The following is a 13,985-nucleotide window of genomic DNA, read 5'->3' as shown; positions in this document are numbered from 1 at the left end:
CTCAGACAGCGGTCATGGGTCAAGCGCGCTCCCATGCCCCATTTTCCGCAAACCGTCAACAATCTGTGCCAGCGCCATGCTGAGCGACCCTTTGGCCAATACCGTGTCACCTGCCCTGATCAATCCCGGCAGGTGCCCGGCCATCTCGGCGCTGGATTCGAACCACAACCCGCGCTTGCCCTCGGGCAGCGCCTGATGCAGCGCCTGCATCAACGGACCAACGCAGTGCACCTGATCGACGCGCGCCATCGCCGGTACGTCCGCCATTGCCGCGTGCATGGCAAGTTCCTGCGCCCCCAATTCCTTCATATCGCCCAGAAAAGCGATCCGACGTGTGCCTTGCGATGCGGCCAGCACATCCAAGGCGGCCTCCATCGAGGTGGGGTTCGCGTTATAACTGTCGTCCAGCAATTCGATCTTGCCACCGCCCGCCAGAGCGATCTGTTCGCGCACGCCGCGCCCTTTGACCGGCGACCATTCACCCAGACCGGAAATCGCCCGATCCAGATCGACACCCAGTTCGACGCAAGCTGCCAAGGCACCCAAGGCGTTCATTGCAAAATGCGTACCGGCGGACTGCACGTCATATAATATCGGTTCACCCGCGACCGAAGCTTCCGCATGAACTGTATCGGGTTGCTGAACCACATCGGTCAGTACGTAATCCGATCCGTTGCGACCGAACTCGACCGTCTTGACACCACGATCCCGAGCACACGTCCGAAGAACATCCGCGTGCGCAATGTCTGCATTCACGATGGCCGCGCCGCCCTGGACCAGCCCGTCAAAAATCGCAGCTTTCTCGTGCGCAATGCCGGCCACCGACTCGAAAGCCTCAAGATGCACCGCTGCAACCGTCGTCACCAACGCCACATGCGGACGGGCCTGCCGTGCCAGCGGAGAGATCTCACCGGGGTGGTTCATACCGATCTCGATCACTGCAAACTCGGTGTCTTGGGGCATCCGGGCCAGGGTCAGCGGCACGCCCCAATGGTTGTTGTAGCTGGCCACACTGGCATGAGTTTTGCCCTGCGTTTCCAATATGGTAGCCAGCATCTCTTTGGTGGATGTCTTACCAACGCTCCCTGTCACGCCAACCACGCGCGCGTGGGTGCGGTCGCGGGCCGTCTGCCCCAGAGCCTCAAGCCCGGCCTGCACGTCGTTGACGATCAAAAGCGGGGCGTCTTCTCGTACACCCTCGGGTATACGGGATACCAGCGCGGCTCCTGCGCCTTTGTCCAAAGCCTGCGCTACAAATTCATGCCCGTCGCGCGCAGCCTTGAGCGCGACGAACAAGTCTCCGGGCTGGATGGTCCTCGTGTCGATCGACACGCCCTCGACCTGCCAATCGGTGGTGGCGCGTCCACCAGTGGCCTTGGCAGCCTCGGCCGCTGTCCAGAGCGTCATGCAACCCTCCCGTCCAGTGCGGCCACACAGATGCTGGCTTGCTCAACGTCATCGAAAGGCAAGACCTGGTCACCTACAATCTGACCGGTTTCATGCCCCTTGCCCGCAATCAAAAGAGCGTCACCCGGTTGCAGAGCATCAATGCCGCGCAAAATCGCTTCGGCGCGGTCGCCGACCTCGGTCGCTTCAGGTGCACCCAGCAGAACAGCCGAGCGTATGGTGGCCGGGTCTTCGCCGCGAGGGTTGTCATCCGTGACAAAAACAATATCGGCATGGTCAGCGGCAGCTTTGCCCATCAGCGGGCGCTTGGTGGCATCGCGGTCGCCACCTGCGCCGACTATGGCGATCAGGCGCCCCATGACGTGCGGCCGAATCGCCATGAGCGCCGTGGCCACCGCATCCGGTGTATGGGCATAGTCGACAAACACGGCCGCCCCGTTATCGCGCGTCGCGGCCAGTTGCATGCGACCCCGTACTGTCGTCAGGTGCGGCAGGGTCTCGAACACGCATTCCGGGTCTTCTCCACCCGCGATGACCAGACCACAGGCCAGCAAAACGTTTTCGGCCTGAAACCCACCAATCAGATTCAATCGAGTCTGGAAAACCTTTCCCTGCCAGGAAAAGCGCAAGTCCTGCCCCGTTGCATCGTACCGCTGGTTGATAAGGCAAAGATCGGCATCGCCCGGTCCAACCGTAAGCACATTTTGCCCTCGCTCTTCAGCGATCTCGCGCACCTCAACGCCTTTGGGGTCGGCCATGTTGACGACCACGGTGCCATCCTGCGGCAAAACCCGGTCAAACAGCCCGGCCTTGGCTGCGAAATAGGCCTCAAAGGTTTCGTGGTAATCCAGATGATCCTGCGTGAAATTCGAGAACCCGGCCGCTGTCAGATGCACTCCGTCCAGGCGGCGCTGCTCCAAACCATGAGACGATGCCTCCATTGCCGCATGGGTCACGCCATTCTCAGCGGCCTCAGCAAGGCAGCGATGCAGCGTAATCGGTTCTGGAGTTGTATGGGCCAGCGGGGCCGCCCATGCGCCTTCCACCCCGGTGGTGCCGAGGTTCACGGCGGCACGGCCCAGTTCCATCCATATTTGGCGGACGAATGTGGCCACTGAGGTTTTGCCATTCGTCCCTGTGACCGCAACGACGGTTTGAGGCTGCGCGCCGAACCACAGCGCGGCGCATCCGGCCAGCGCCTGCCGGGGGTCTTCGACAACAATCAGCGCGGCGTCCGATGCGGCCAGTTCATCGGCGGCGATTCCGGCACCTTCGGCATCGGTCAGGATCGCGGCAGCCCCCATGCGCAGCGCGAACTGGATAAACTCACCCCCATGTACGCGAGTGCCGGGAAGGGCAGCGAACAGGTAGCCGTCCTTGACCTCGCGGCTGTCGACGGCCAATCCGGTGATGTCGGGATTATCGCCTCCCCGCGCGGTCAGGGCCAGTTGGTTGAGTTTCTTTGTCCTTGCGCCCATGACCCACCTCTTTTGGACAGCCTAATTTGAGGTCAGGGTTATAGCAGCGCCCGCCTCAGGCTCAAGCCGCGGTCTCAGGCCCAGCAAGGGTGCGATGCGACCGATCAATTCCGCTGCGACCGGAACTGCCGTCCAGCCCGCTGTGCGCCGCTTTTCGCCATAGGCAACTATGGATGGCTCATCCAGCGTGACGATCAGGACGTATTTCGGATCGTAGGCGGGAAACAGCGTAGCAAAGGTGGCGATTACCTTGTCATCATAATAGCCACCGCGGGGCTTGGGTTTGTCCGCTGTACCGGTCTTACCGGCTACGTCATAACCCGCCACATCGCCAAAGCTCGCGGTGCCATCCGTTACAACACGACGCAGCATTTTCTGCGCCTGAGTTGCCGCGCTTTCCGACATCACGCGCGGACCATATTGCGGGCCGTTTTTGCGCAAGATGGTCGGGCTGACGTAATGTCCGCCATTGGCAATCGCCGCATAACCGGCGGCCAGATGCATCGGGCTGGTCGACAACCCGTGGCCATAGGAGATTGTCACGGTGCTGAGTTCGCCCCATTTCTTAGGCTTGAGCGGTTCGCCGCCTGCAGCCTCGACAATCTCGAACGGGGTGGGTTCAAACATCCCCAGTGCCTGCAGGAAGTCCTGCTGCCGCTGCGCACCGATCTGCAACGCCAACCGCCCGGTGCCACGGTTCGAACTGTGGACGATCACATCAGACACGCTGATCTTGCCGTAGTTCTTGCCGTTGAACTCTCCGATCGGAAAGCGGCCGATCTTCATCGGGCCAGAGGTGTCGATAATGGTATTGGAATTGACCAACCCCAACTGCACCGCCTGTGCCGCGGTGAAGATCTTGAACACCGAACCCAGTTCATACACGCCCTGCACGTAGCGATTGAACAGAGGGCTGTCCGATGGATCAAACCCCGAAGTCGGCGGGCGCGGGCGGTCATTCGGATCGAACGAGGGCAGCGATGCCGCCGAAATCACCTCACCCGTATGCGCGTTCATCAGAACGGCCGAGGCACCCTTGGCGTTCATGATCTTCATACCGCCAAAAAGCACCTGCTCAACCGCCGCCTGAACGGTCAGGTCCAGGGACAGTTGCAACGGCTTGTTGCCGTTGGCCGGGTCGCGCAGATAGTCGTCAAACTGTTTTTCAACACCGGCCACGCCGATTACCTCAGCCGCGCTCACGCCCTCGCGCCCAAAACCCGAGCCACCGAGAATATGCGCGGCGAGACGGCCATTCGGATACAGGCGCATTTCCCGCGGGCCGAACAGGATGCCGGGATCGCCAATGTCATGCACAGCCTGTTTCTGCTCGGGCGAAATGCGCTTCTTGATCCAAAGGAACTTGCGTTTGCCAGTGAAGTCTTTGACAAGGCGCTCTTTATCCAGATCAGGGAAGATCGCTACCAACTTATCGGCTGCGGCGATCGGGTCGATCATCAGGGGCGGCTGTGCGTAGACCGAATAGGTATCCAGATTGGTCGCCAGAATGCGCCCCTCACGGTCGACGATATTGGCGCGTTGCATCGCAATCGCGGCACCGGGTGCCGAGGCCAGCGGCTCCTGCGCTTCCGACGTGGCCAGCATGCCCATACGGACACCCACAACAGAGAAGGCACAGAAGAAGAACAGGCCAAGCACCAGCAGACGGCCCTCGGCGCGGGCGCGGGCGCGATCCTTCATATCTTCGTGACGCTGGCGGATATTCTCCCGTTCGATGGCCTTGGGGTTTTCACCCCGGGCGCGAGCATCAAGAATGCGGGCCAGAGGGCGAAGGGGTGTGCGGGTCATGGAATCTGCACCTCACCCAACGCCTGAATATTGGTAATCGCCTGCAATTCGATCGGATCGACGATCGGCAGGTCCGGGTCTTCAGCATAGGCGATCTGGTCGGCGCGGCCAAATTGTTCCGCACGCAGGGGCAGCAAGCCCAAACGCTCGAAGTTTAGGTCAGCCAGCTCTCGCAAACGATCAGGGCGGTTCAGATATGCCCATTCAGCGTTCAGAACAGCCAGCCGTACCTGCGCCATGCCAATCTGACGCTGCAACCGCTGCGTTTCCTTCACGACCTGCTGGGTGCGGTAATTCTCCTGATACGCCCAAAGCGCCAGTCCAAACACGGCCAGAGCAGTCAACACATACAAAACACTCTTCATCTTGCCCTTCCACCCAGTTGCGGCATCCCGATGGCGCGGGCGTCAATTTCCCCCGCCGGAGCCTCAGTCCGAATTGCGACGCGCAACTTGGCTGAACGCGCGCGCGGATTGTCCTGTAATTCCTGTTCGTCAGGACCCACCGCCTTGCGGGTCTTGAGCGTGAATTGCGGCAGTTCCTGTTCCATCTCGGGCGCGTAGCGGTTTGCGCGCCCCGTCTTGCCCGCACGGGATTGGAAAAAGCGCTTAACCATCCGATCTTCGATCGAGTGGAAGGTGACCACAGCCAGCTGCCCGCCCGGCTTCAATGCCCTCTCTGCGGCCATGAGACCCTGAAACAGTTCTTCATACTCAGCGTTTACTGCGATCCGCAGGCCTTGAAAGCTGCGCGTCGCAGGGTGTGACTGGCCCGGCTTGGGGCGCGGCAGACAGGACTCGATGATCTCGACAAGACGCAGGGTTGTGTTGATCGGCTCCTCAGCCCGGGCTTTCACGATTGCTCTGGCGATACGACGACTGGCGCGCTCCTCTCCGTAATGGAAGAGGATATCAGCCAGTTGCGCCTCGGTCGCGGTGTTGACCAGATCAGCGGCGCTCTCGCCCTCCTGGCTCATGCGCATGTCCAGAGGGCCGTCCTTCATGAACGAAAACCCACGCGCAGCCTGATCCAGTTGCATGGAGGACACGCCAAGATCCAGCACTACCCCGTCCAGATCCTGCGCGTATTCGTCCATGCGAGAAAAAACACCGGGCTGCATCACCAGACGGTTACCATATTCGCCAGCCCAATCCGCGGCCATATCGAATGCCAGTGGATCGCGATCAACGCCAATAACCTTGTTCGCCCCGGCCTCAAGCAAACCGCGCGTATAACCGCCTGCGCCGAACGTGCCGTCCAGCCAGACACCGGACACCGGCGCAACTGCCGCAAGCAATGGACGCAGCAGAACAGGTATATGAGGTTTGTCAGAAAGGGTCTCAGCGCCGGCCATGCCGTTACGCGTCCCCGACGCCGTCTAGGAATTCCAAAGGATCAAAATCCTCGGGCTGTTCGTCCAGCCATTCTTCGGCGGCAGCCAGCTCTTCGGCCTCGTACGTCTCGGGCTTCCAGATCTGGAACGTGTCACCGGCGGCGATAAAGAACGCCTCATTCTCAAGCCCGATCTTGTTACGCAGCTTGGCAGGCAGGACCAGACGTCCGGTTTCATCCACAGTGGTGGGAAAGGACTGACCATGAAACATGCGCTGCAGCATCTTCCGCTGCATCGAGCCCCGCGGCAGCGCATCAATCTTTTCGTCGACCTCGTCGATCGCTTGCATGGTATAGCATTCTAGGAATTTGCGGCGGTGATCACCATAGACAATCACCAATTCAGGAGTATCTCCGGGCTGCCAGTTGGAATCAGAGGCCTCAAGCACACGGCGAAACGAGGCCGGGATCGACACCCTGCCCTTCGCATCCACCTTGTGGTGGCTTTCACCTCTAAACCTGCGCGCCAAGACGACTATCCCTTTCGCTTGCGCCCCACCTAAATCTTCCGTCCCCCGAAGTTAAAAACGGCGAGTTGATCTGCTGCCACTGATCAACCCGCCGCATTGACCCGCCTTGCGGGATGTCCAGCTGCGCGCGCCACCTGGGGGGATGTCTGCTCGCCCGCGCGCCGGATCTCTTGATTGATGAAAGCGAGATGCCTGTATGAAACCTGATTTTATTGGTTCGGGGTCGTTTGGTGCCCCATGTGCCTCGTCCTCATCGGATGACTAAGGGATGCCATGGGAATTTATGGAAATCAACAGGAAACTTCGCACCGTCAATTTAAGAATCGCAACATAATCAATCAAAATGCAAAAGAAAACGGCTCAATTGATACCATAAATAGATACTTCATCAAAATTACACACAAGATATGCCGAATTATACCAAAACCCATTACGTCCCATGTATTCCCAAAAAAAATTCATGAACGGTGAAATCTTCTGCATATCTGGTCCAAAACGCGGAATTCGCCCGACGAATCACCCCAATCCTCTTGCGCCAAGCTGCGCCCATTACGGGTATTCCATCACGTGCCCATAATTTCCCATGCCAGCTCAAACGCTCATCAACAGAAGCGAGCTTCGCGCCGCTCTCTGCATTCCGGGTCTCTAAATTTCAGATCATTCCGCGCTAAGAACGGGAAATCCTCCGTATGGCTGGGACCTCAGAACGTCTGCTTTATGGATAAAGCGCGAGACAAACCCTTTGTTTTTGGGGAATTTGACCGCCTGGACTGCAACTCTCTGATATCTATGCAATTGCTGCATAGCGGCATTGACGACATGGGCTATTGTGCAATTGCAGCATTTTCTTATTTTCAGTCTCAAGCAAACGCCGGAACGAACCGGCACGAACAAAACTTATCGGGTTACGCACATGGCTGTAGCAGCACATCAAACCGCGCTCAAAGGCGCACCTGCAACCGGACTTACTTCGCTGTTCGAGGCCGCAAAGACCCGGTTCACCCGCTACCGCATCTACCGCCAGACGGTAAACGAACTGTCTGAATTGTCGAACCGCGAACTGGCCGATCTGGGCCTGCACCGCTCGATGATCCGCCGTGTCGCGCTGCAAGCGGCCGAGGACTACATTGCGCGTTAAGCGCAGAATGACATAACCGAGATCAGGTCCTTCCTCCTCCCTTTAGGACCTGTATTTCAGCGGCGACGTCTCTCCTCCTCCCTGATGTCGCCGCTTCTTATACCGGCCCTGAATGCCGGACGCTGACACACCGGGTACTCCTCCTCCCTTTCCCGGTGTTGAAAGCGCGCGGCGACGCCTCTCCTCCTCCCTGGTGTCGCCGCGTTCTCCTCATACCGGGATCAGACCCGGGTTCGGATACATCAGGGCCTCCTCCTCCCTGCCTTGATGTTGAAAAGAACGGCGGTTCCCCTCCTCCTCCCTGGGAACCGCCGTTTTTTGTTTTTTTGAACTGTGTGTAAGATGAAGTTCTGAACGAGTTTTCAGGAGCTTCCTATGGCCGCCTATTTCATCGCCCAGATTACCATTCACGACCCGGACGGATATCAGGGATACCTTGAAGGTTTCATGCCGATCTTTGACCGGCACGGGGGACGCCTGCTGACAGTGTCATCCAAGCCGGTGGAAATAATCGAAGGTACTTGGCCCGAGGACGGAATCGTTCTGATGGAGTTCCCTTCGCTGGAGGCAGCAAAGGCCTGGAAGGACGACCCGGACTATATCGAACTGGCGAAGATCCGGCACAAAACAGCGACGGCAAATATGGCGCTGGTCGAAGGGCTGTAGCCGTTCAGAACGGAACGTCGTCTTTGGCGGACAAAAACCGCGAGACCACTTTCTTGGTGCCGGCCTTTTCGAAATCGACCTCGACCTTGTCGCCTTCAATGCCGATCACCGCGCCGTAGCCGAACTTCTGATGGAAAACCCGCTCACCCAACGTGAAACTGGCCACTGCCGTAGCATCGATCACGGTATTACGGCTTTCACGCGGCTGAGACGTTCCGTACTGCCCCTGACGCGCCTGCATCCGCTTCCAGCCGGGCGAGTTGTAAACATTCGCCTCAGCCGCGCGGGATTCGATCCCGGCCGTCGTCTGAACACCACCATAAAGACCCGGAGGTGTCAGCACCTCAACATGATCCTCGGGCAATTCGTCAATGAATCGCGACGGCATCGCATTCTGCCACTGTCCGAATACGCGCCGGTTGGCGGCAAAGGAAATGGTACAGACCTCTTCGGCGCGGGTGATGCCGACATAAGCCAACCGTCGCTCTTCTTCGAGGCCCTTGATTCCGGTTTCATCCATGGAACGCTGCGAAGGGAACAATCCATCCTCCCAACCCGGCAGGAAAACGGCGGGAAACTCCAGCCCTTTGGCCGCGTGCAGGGTCATGATCGAGACCTTGGCCCCATCGCCCTCTTGTTCATTGTCCATGACCAGACTGACATGTTCCAGAAACCCTTGCAGGTTCTCGAAATTGTCCAGTTGATTGACCAGTTCCTTGAGGTTTTCCAGCCGCCCCGGCGCTTCGGGTGTCTTTTCGTTCTGCCAGTGGGCGGTGTAGCCGGATTCGTCGAGAATGATCTGTGCCAATTCGATATGCGACACTTCCGGCTCGCCAAATCGCATCGGAGCCGTGCCGTCGTCGATCACCGAGTCGTCGTCAACTACGATCCGAGGCCCGCGTGTCATGGCGTTCCAGCGCGCCAGGCCCTCGATCAGCTCGCGCAGCGCCTTGCCGCCTTTGCCCTTGATCAAACCATTATCAACCGCAATCCGCGCGCCGTCGATCAGCGACACGCCGTTTTCACGCGCCGTCAACTGGATCGTCTGTTGCGCCTTGTCGCCCAGACCTCGCTTCGGAGTGTTCACGATCCGCTCAAAGGCCAGATCGTCATCGGGGCTGACCACAAGCCGGAAATAGGCCATGGCGTCGCGAATCTCCATTCGTTCATAGAAGCGGGGGCCGCCAATGACCTTGTAGGGCAGACCGATGGTCAGGAACCGATCTTCGAAGGCACGCATTTGATGGCTGGCGCGGACGAGAATGGCGATCTCATCCAGGTTCATGGGGCGAATACCGCGCGTGCCCCCCTGCAACGCGTCAATCTCTTCACCGATCCAGCGGGCTTCTTCCTCGCCATCCCAATGGCCGATCAGGTTGACCTTGTGTCCCTCTTCCGCGTCGGTCCAAAGCTCCTTACCCAGGCGGCTTTCGTTGCCGCGGATGACATTGGACGCCGCCGCCAGAATATGCGGGGTCGAGCGATAGTTCTGCTCCAACCGCACGACATAGGCGCCGGGAAAATCCTTTTCGAATTTCAGAATATTGCCCACCTCGGCACCGCGCCAGCCATAGATCGACTGGTCATCATCACCCACACAACAGATGTTCTTATGCGCCCCGGCCAGCAACCGCAGCCAGAGATACTGCGCGACGTTGGTATCCTGATACTCATCCACGAGGATGTACCGGAACCAGCGTTGATACTGTTCCAGAACATCCTGATGCGTTTGAAAGATCGTGACCATGTGCAACAGCAGATCGTCGAAATCGACCGCGTTCAGTTCTCGCAAACGGGTCTGATACTGCGCATAGAGCTCAATACCCTTGTTGTTATACGCACCGGCGTCTGCGGCGGGTACTTTACCGGGCTTCAGCGCGCGGTTCTTCCAACTGCTGATAATGCCCGCAAGCATTCTGGCAGGCCACCGTTTGTCGTCGATGTTGGCGGCCTTTACCAATTGCTTGAGCAATCGCAATTGGTCATCCGCATCCAGAATGGTGAAGTTCGACTTCAGGTCCACCAGTTCCGCGTGACGGCGCAACAGCTTGACGCAGATCGAGTGAAACGTACCCAGCCACGGCATCCCCTCGGCAGGCTGCCCGAGCAGACGCCCCACACGCTCTTTCATCTCACGCGCGGCCTTGTTGGTGAAGGTGACCGCCAGTATCTCGTTTGGACGCGCGCGCCCGTTGCTGAGCAAATGCGCTATGCGCGCCGTCAGCGCCTTGGTCTTACCCGTTCCCGCCCCGGCCAACATCAGCACCGGACCATCCAGCCGTTCGACCGCGTCGCGCTGCGCCGGGTTCAGCTCGTCCAGATAAGGCATGGGGCGCGCCGCCATGGCTCGTGCGGATAGCGATGCGCCCTCAAAGGCGTCCATTTCGTCGAAACTGCTCATAACCCCCAAACTACGCCGGATACGCGCCGAGGGAAAGAGTTTGTTCACCCCTTGTTCACACAGTTTTTTACCAGCCTTTGCGGTCAATTCTAATCAATACAACGGGGTTTGGCGCGGGCCCGTTAACCATCTGTCAAAGCTTAAATCTGATGCTGGGACCAAAGCTGTGGGAGCGCGGACAATGGAACAACCTGGCGGATCGGGCGTAAGCTCCCGACTGAAACTTGCAGGCATCATTTTGACTTTGGGCATTTTGACCGCCTTGTCTGGGTGGGGAATTTACACGATTCCGGCGCCAGTGGTCGACCGGATGCTGGAATCCGATCTGCGCCGCGAAGCGACGCAATTGAACCGGCAGGTGGTCTCGCATCTTGAGGATGTCGATGCCACGTTCCGAGTCGGCATCCTGGATGACCATGACAAAGAATTTCTGGAGCTGTTGCCAGCAACTTCGGACATCTACCGCTTTAAACTCTTTGACGGCACAGGCCAGGTGTTCTGGTCCACGCGCGCCTCGGACGTGGGTTCGATCAATACCAACGCCTATTTCAGCGATATCCTTGGGCAAGGAAACATCTTTTACAAACACGAAGAAAAGCCGCTGACCGAGGTCGAAAATCTTGACGGTAATTTGCTGCACGCAACTGGCCCGCAGACCCGCCATGTTGCCGAGATCTACACGCCGGTCATCCGCGAAGGGCGTTTTTTGGGCGCGATTGAGTTTTATTCAGACATCACCCAGATCCGGAATACATTCATTTACCGGGCCCGGCTGTCACTGGGCGTTCTCAGCGGCGTCGCCCTGTTTGCTCTGTCGGCGGTGATTTTGGTGATCTATCGCGCCAATCTGCGTCAGGTGCGCAACCTGCGGGGACGCGCGGCCAAAGAGCGTGAGTTGATGGACGATCAACTCCGTCTGGCACGCGAGGTCCGATTGCTGGGCGAGTTAAACGAGTGGCTGCAATCCAGCCGGTCTCTGGACGAGCTGTTCGATATGGTCTCGCGCTTTATGACCCACCTCTTACCCGAGGCAGAAGGCAGCGTGTATGTCTATTCGAACTCGCGCGATGTACTTGACGGTTGCGCCAGTTGGAATGGCGGCACCCACAAGTCGCACATCCACCCCGAAGGATGCTGGGGCCTGCGCCGGGGCCGGACTTATGAATATGGCGCATCCGAAATCGATTTTGTTTGCGAACACGCTGAACCGCATGACGGGCGGCCTTATTTCTGCTTTCCCATTCTGGCGCATGGAGAAACGGTTGGGCTACTGCATCTGCGGGCGCATGAAGGGTCTGATGAAATGTTTCATTCCAGCAAGAAGCTGGCCCAGCTTTGCGCCGAACAGATCAGCATGGCGATAGCGAATGTGCGGATGCGCGACCAGTTGCATGATCAGTCTGTCCGGGACCCACTGACTGGGTTGTTCAACCGACGGCACATGACGGAAACCTTGCGCAAGTCCATCAGCCGCAGCCAGCAGACGGGCGCGCCGCTAAGCCTGATTGCGGTGGATGTGGATCACTTCAAAAAGTTCAACGACACCCATGGACACGATGCAGGGGACATGGTGTTGCGCGCGGTCGGTTCGGCTTTGGAGCAGGGTTGCGACCGGGACGAGGTCGCCTGTCGCATCGGCGGTGAAGAGTTCATGCTGATCCTGCCGGACAACACACCCGATGACGCAGTAACCCGGGCCGAACAATTGCGGCAGGCGGTCGAAGCTGTCGCGGTTCGGTATGGTGAGAAATCGCTGCCACGCATTACGATTTCGGTCGGGGTCGCTCACTATCCGGCACATGGAACTATGCCGCAGGATCTGATGCGCGCGGCGGATGACGCCCTTTACAGTGCCAAAGACAGGGGCCGGAATCAGGTGCAGGTCGCCGGTACTCCTGCAGCGAATGCATCGGCAACAGAGGGTTCAAAGGCCAAGTCAGAACTGTCACCCAAGGCCGCTCCGCCCCCGGCAGCGGCATGAAAACCTTGCAGAATCGTTGTGCAGGTCGGATCAATTCATATGGACCTGCACAGCTCATTCCCCGGCATTGCCGACCTGAAACGCCGCGCACGACACCGCGTGCCACATTTTGTCTGGGAATTTCTGGATAGCGGTACCGGTACGGAAGCCGCGATTCAGCGCAACCGGATCGCGCTTGAACGCATTGGGTTTCTGCCCTCAATTCTGCATGGGCCGATCGAATGCGATACCGGCATCCAGTTTTTGGGCCGCGACCTTCCTTTGCCGGTCGGAATTGCTCCGATTGGAATGTCAGGTTTGGTTTGGCCTGATGCGGAAAAACTGCTGGCGCGCGCCGCTGCTGAGGCAGGCTTGCCCTACACGCTGTCGACTGTTGCCAGTCAGAGCCCCGAGGACATGGCCCCTCATATCGGCCAGAACGCGTGGTTTCAGCTATACCCCCCAAAGGACCCGGATATTCGCAGGGATATGCTGAATCGCATAAAGACGGCAGGTTTCTCGACGCTCGTTCTGACTGCGGATGTCCCGGTCGCTTCCCGGCGCGAGAGGCAGACTCGTTCGGGACTGACCCATCCACCAAAGTTGACGCCGCGCCTGCTGGCACAAATTGCGTTAAGACCAACCTGGGCGTTGGGCATGGTGCGATGCGGGATGCCAAGGATGCGGGCGCTGGACAAGTATATTGATGGCGAAAGCGCCCTACCGCCGACGGCCCATGTCGGATATCTGCTGCGTACCTCACCGGACATGGACTATGTCAAATGGCTACGGGATGCATGGGACGGGCCATTTGTCATAAAAGGGGTCATGCGGGCCGAGGATGCCGAACGTCTGCAACAGGTCGGTATCGACGCCATCTGGGTTTCGAATCACGGCGGTCGACAGTTTGACGGCGCTCCGGCCAGTATTGACGTGCTTTCGTACATTCGGGCAGCGACATGCCTGCCACTGATCTTTGACAGTGGGATTGAGGGCGGTCTGGACATTCTGCGCGCGATGGCTCTGGGTGCCGATTTCGTCATGCTTGGGCGCGGTTTCTTATATGGACTCAGTGCCTTGGGTGCGCAAGGACCAGCGCATGTCATCGATATTCTACGTCAGGACATAATCGCCAACATGGGACAGCTGGGCCTGCCGAATCTGCAAAATATCCCATCCGCGATCACAAATGTTGATGCTGCAGCGCAGCGTATGTAAAACGATCATGCCAAAAGGCGGCGTTTGCGAGCGATAACATGCCGGT

Annotated in this window: 11 protein-coding genes; 4 read left to right on the top strand and 7 right to left on the bottom strand. The window is 58.6% G+C overall.

Features of this window, described 5'->3' with window-relative positions; translation table 11 throughout:
• Nucleotides 1-12: 12 nt before the first annotated feature.
• The 6 genes from GOX66_RS01075 to mraZ are packed head-to-tail and all read right to left on the bottom strand — an operon-like array spanning nucleotide 13 to nucleotide 6,556.
• Nucleotides 13-1,407 carry a UDP-N-acetylmuramoyl-tripeptide--D-alanyl-D-alanine ligase gene (locus GOX66_RS01075; RefSeq protein ID WP_170758763.1) on the bottom strand — a complete coding sequence of 465 codons (1,395 nt, stop codon included), beginning with the start codon at nucleotides 1,405-1,407 and terminating at the stop codon, nucleotides 13-15.
• Complete coding sequence (locus tag GOX66_RS01070) at nucleotides 1,404-2,885, bottom strand: UDP-N-acetylmuramoyl-L-alanyl-D-glutamate--2,6-diaminopimelate ligase (RefSeq protein ID WP_170758761.1); 1,482 nt, start codon at nucleotides 2,883-2,885, stop codon at nucleotides 1,404-1,406. Before GOX66_RS01070 ends, GOX66_RS01075 begins: the two co-directional genes overlap by 4 nt.
• 21 nt (nucleotides 2,886-2,906) lie before the next feature.
• A complete protein-coding gene (locus GOX66_RS01065) occupies nucleotides 2,907-4,694 on the bottom strand; it encodes a peptidoglycan D,D-transpeptidase FtsI family protein (RefSeq protein ID WP_170758759.1) in 1,788 nt (595 codons plus the stop codon).
• Nucleotides 4,691-5,059: a cell division protein FtsL gene (ftsL, locus tag GOX66_RS01060; protein ID WP_170758757.1), complete on the bottom strand. Its 369-nt coding sequence runs from the start codon at nucleotides 5,057-5,059 to the stop codon at nucleotides 4,691-4,693. Before ftsL ends, GOX66_RS01065 begins: the two co-directional genes overlap by 4 nt.
• Entirely contained in the window at nucleotides 5,056-6,048 is a 993-nt protein-coding gene (gene rsmH / locus GOX66_RS01055; RefSeq protein ID WP_170758755.1) for a 16S rRNA (cytosine(1402)-N(4))-methyltransferase RsmH, read from the bottom strand. Before rsmH ends, ftsL begins: the two co-directional genes overlap by 4 nt.
• A 4-nt stretch (nucleotides 6,049-6,052) precedes the next feature.
• Nucleotides 6,053-6,556: a division/cell wall cluster transcriptional repressor MraZ gene (gene mraZ / locus GOX66_RS01050; protein WP_170758752.1), complete on the bottom strand. Its 504-nt coding sequence runs from the start codon at nucleotides 6,554-6,556 to the stop codon at nucleotides 6,053-6,055.
• Nucleotides 6,557-7,469: 913 nt separating this feature from the next.
• On the opposite strand from mraZ, the gene GOX66_RS01045 reads away from it, so the two are divergent.
• Nucleotides 7,470-7,694, top strand: coding sequence for a DUF1127 domain-containing protein (locus tag GOX66_RS01045; RefSeq protein WP_170758751.1), 225 nt, complete (start codon nucleotides 7,470-7,472; stop codon nucleotides 7,692-7,694).
• Between the two features lie 375 nt (nucleotides 7,695-8,069).
• Entirely contained in the window at nucleotides 8,070-8,360 is a 291-nt protein-coding gene (locus GOX66_RS01040; RefSeq protein ID WP_170758750.1) for a DUF1330 domain-containing protein, read from the top strand.
• Between the two features lie 4 nt (nucleotides 8,361-8,364).
• Here the strand turns inward: GOX66_RS01040 and GOX66_RS01035 are convergent, their stop codons facing one another.
• Entirely contained in the window at nucleotides 8,365-10,761 is a 2,397-nt protein-coding gene (locus GOX66_RS01035) for an ATP-dependent helicase (protein WP_170758749.1), read from the bottom strand.
• A 181-nt stretch (nucleotides 10,762-10,942) separates the two neighbouring features.
• Between GOX66_RS01035 and GOX66_RS01030 the strand changes: the two genes are divergently transcribed.
• Both GOX66_RS01030 and GOX66_RS01025 read left to right on the top strand, forming a co-directional pair.
• On the top strand, nucleotides 10,943-12,742 hold the full coding sequence (locus tag GOX66_RS01030; RefSeq protein ID WP_419555536.1) for a sensor domain-containing diguanylate cyclase: 1,800 nt from the start codon (nucleotides 10,943-10,945) through the stop codon (nucleotides 12,740-12,742).
• A 39-nt stretch (nucleotides 12,743-12,781) separates the two neighbouring features.
• The gene (locus tag GOX66_RS01025) at nucleotides 12,782-13,939 is read left to right on the top strand and encodes an alpha-hydroxy acid oxidase (protein WP_170758748.1); all 1,158 of its coding nucleotides are present in this window, start codon (nucleotides 12,782-12,784) and stop codon (nucleotides 13,937-13,939) included.
• Nucleotides 13,940-13,985 lie beyond the last annotated feature (46 nt).

Source organism: Ruegeria lacuscaerulensis (assembly GCF_013031245.1).
GTDB lineage: Bacteria > Pseudomonadota > Alphaproteobacteria > Rhodobacterales > Rhodobacteraceae > Ruegeria > Ruegeria lacuscaerulensis_C.
Note: the sequence above shows the minus strand (reverse complement) of the source record. Positions and strands in the feature narration are given on the sequence as shown.

Excerpts from the sequence above, each read along its gene's own strand:
- GOX66_RS01075 (WP_170758763.1), bottom strand. The coding sequence starts at position 1,407 with ATGACGCTCTGGACAGCGGCCGAGGCTGCCAAGGCCACTGGTGGACGC.
- GOX66_RS01070 (WP_170758761.1), bottom strand. The coding sequence starts at position 2,885 with ATGGGCGCAAGGACAAAGAAACTCAACCAACTGGCCCTGACCGCGCGG.
- GOX66_RS01065 (WP_170758759.1), bottom strand. The coding sequence starts at position 4,694 with ATGACCCGCACACCCCTTCGCCCTCTGGCCCGCATTCTTGATGCTCGC.
- ftsL (WP_170758757.1), bottom strand. The coding sequence starts at position 5,059 with ATGAAGAGTGTTTTGTATGTGTTGACTGCTCTGGCCGTGTTTGGACTG.
- rsmH (WP_170758755.1), bottom strand. The coding sequence starts at position 6,048 with ATGGCCGGCGCTGAGACCCTTTCTGACAAACCTCATATACCTGTTCTG.
- GOX66_RS01045 (WP_170758751.1), top strand. The coding sequence starts at position 7,470 with ATGGCTGTAGCAGCACATCAAACCGCGCTCAAAGGCGCACCTGCAACC.
- GOX66_RS01040 (WP_170758750.1), top strand. The coding sequence starts at position 8,070 with ATGGCCGCCTATTTCATCGCCCAGATTACCATTCACGACCCGGACGGA.
- GOX66_RS01035 (WP_170758749.1), bottom strand. The coding sequence starts at position 10,761 with ATGAGCAGTTTCGACGAAATGGACGCCTTTGAGGGCGCATCGCTATCC.
- GOX66_RS01030 (WP_419555536.1), top strand. The coding sequence starts at position 10,943 with ATGGAACAACCTGGCGGATCGGGCGTAAGCTCCCGACTGAAACTTGCA.
- GOX66_RS01025 (WP_170758748.1), top strand. The coding sequence starts at position 12,782 with ATGGACCTGCACAGCTCATTCCCCGGCATTGCCGACCTGAAACGCCGC.